Below are 1877 nucleotides of genomic sequence, written 5' to 3' on the forward strand. Positions count from 1 at the left end.
CCAGATCGAGGCGCTGCATCCCTCGTTCGTCTCGGTGACGTACGGGGCGGGCGGGTCGACGCGCGACGGCACGATCCGGGTGACCGAGCGGATCGCCACCGAGACCACCCTCACGCCGATCGCCCATCTCACTGCGGTCAACCACTCCGTCGCCGAGCTGCGCCGGGTCATCGGCAACTACGCCGGCGTCGGGGTGCGCAACGTCCTGGCCCTGCGCGGCGACCCGCCAGGGGATCCGCAGGGCACCTGGACCGCCCATCCCGCGGGCCTGCAGTACGCGGACGAACTCGTACGCCTGGTGAGGTCGGTCGGCGACTTCTGCGTCGGCGTAGCCGCCTTCCCCGACAAGCATCCACGATCGGTCGACTTCGACAGCGACGCGCGCTACCTGGTGGGCAAATTCGACGCCGGCGCGGACTACGCCATCACCCAGTTCTTCTTCGGCGCTGACGACTATTTCCGTCTCGTCGACCGGGTCCGCCGGCTGGGCTGCGACAAGCCGATCATTCCTGGAATCATGCCGGTGACGAACGTCGCGCAGATCGTCCGGATGGCGCAGCTGTCCGGTGCGGCCTTCCCGCCGGCGCTGGCCTCCCGGTTGCAGGCCGTCGCCGACGACCCGGCGGCCGTGCGGGCGATCGGGGTCGAGGTGGCGACCGAGTTGTCCCGTCGCCTGCTGGACGGCGGTGCCCCGGGCCTGCATTTCATCACCCTCAACCGCTCCAGCGCCACTCGGGAGATCTACCAGGCGGTCCGGTAACCGGCCGCGGTCCGCCGGGTGGCCGGTCCGCGGAGTGGCCGGTCCGCGGAGTGGCCCGGTGGCGCATGGTGGGTGGGCCGCTCGCCCGGCCCACCCACGCTTATGCCGCCGGGCCGGCACTCAGTCGTGCTCGTCGTAGGCGTCGAAGACGCACAGCAGCCATTCGTCGCGGAGCGAATGCTCCCGGACCAGCGCGAACCCGGCCTGGTTGGCGGCGTCCACCACCGCCGTCACCAGGCTGAGATCAAGGGTGTTGAAGACCGGGGTGATCCGTACCGCAAGGATCACCTGGTCGCGATGGGCGGAGAAGACCGCCCGCGGGTCGAGGTCCTCAAGGGTCTCCACCACGCCGCCTACCTGTTCGGACACGTCACTCCCGCCACGTCTGGGTGGCACCGCTGTTCTCTCGTGACACCGCTGTTCCTCCGACACCGCGTCTCCCGACCTCGGGCCGGTCCGGTGACCGATCGGCGCCTTCGGTTTCGGTCGCCGGCCGGACGCAGGGTGCCGGTACGGCTCGCGGTAGGGGATGACGAGACTCTATGTCCCAGCATGTCCCAGCGCGAGACGGCGTACCGGACGGATCCTGGCGTACCGGACGCGGCGCTGGCCGTACCGGGTGGAACGGGATGGCCGACGGGCACGATGGCCGACAGGCACGATGGATGACGTGAGCACCCCGGTACCCGGTCGGGACACCTACCTTGCCCAATGGTCGACCTTGCACGGCGGCTACGACCTGGCGCGCGGGCTATGGCTCGTTCGTGCCTGGTTGACGGTGGTCTACTGGGTGGTCAGGCCGCTCGCCGCCCGCGGGGTGCGCCCGTCGGCGGTGACCGCCGGGGGGCCGTGCTCACCGCCCTCGCGATTCCCCCGGCCGTGGCTGGTGGCCGGTGGCCGCTGCTGGGGGCTCTGGTGATCGTGCTCAGTGGCCTGGCCGACAACCTCGACGGAGCGGTGGCGATCCTCACCCGGCGCACGAGCGCCTGGGGATATGTCCTGGACTCTGTCGTGGACCGCTGCGGTGACCTGGCCTACCTGCTGGCCCTGTGGTGTCTCGGCGCACCCGGCGGCCTTGTGATCGCGGCAGGCAGCATGCTGGGACTGCTGGAGTACA

At 70.5% G+C, this 1877-nt stretch carries 4 protein-coding genes; 3 read left to right on the forward strand and 1 reads right to left on the reverse strand.

Annotated elements, in window-relative coordinates:
- Positions 1-760: methylenetetrahydrofolate reductase [NAD(P)H] (metF, locus tag ACY45C_RS02115; protein WP_462185984.1), on the forward strand; the 760-nt coding region annotated here is incomplete at its 5' end.
- A gap of 120 nt (positions 761-880) precedes the next feature.
- On the opposite strand, the gene ACY45C_RS02120 is transcribed toward metF, so the two are convergent.
- Positions 881-1129, reverse strand: a complete 249-nt coding sequence (locus ACY45C_RS02120; RefSeq protein ID WP_462185985.1) for a hypothetical protein — start codon at positions 1127-1129, stop codon at positions 881-883.
- A 301-nt stretch (positions 1130-1430) separates the two neighbouring features.
- Between ACY45C_RS02120 and ACY45C_RS02125 the strand changes: the two genes are divergently transcribed.
- Both ACY45C_RS02125 and ACY45C_RS02130 read left to right on the forward strand, forming a co-directional pair.
- The gene (locus tag ACY45C_RS02125; RefSeq protein WP_462185986.1) at positions 1431-1679 is read left to right on the forward strand and encodes a hypothetical protein; all 249 of its coding nucleotides are present in this window, start codon (positions 1431-1433) and stop codon (positions 1677-1679) included.
- Positions 1676-1877: CDP-alcohol phosphatidyltransferase family protein (locus ACY45C_RS02130; RefSeq protein ID WP_462185987.1), on the forward strand; the 202-nt coding region annotated here is incomplete at its 3' end. The genes ACY45C_RS02125 and ACY45C_RS02130, both read left to right, overlap by 4 nt.

The organism is Frankia sp. CcWB2, from assembly GCF_977927585.1.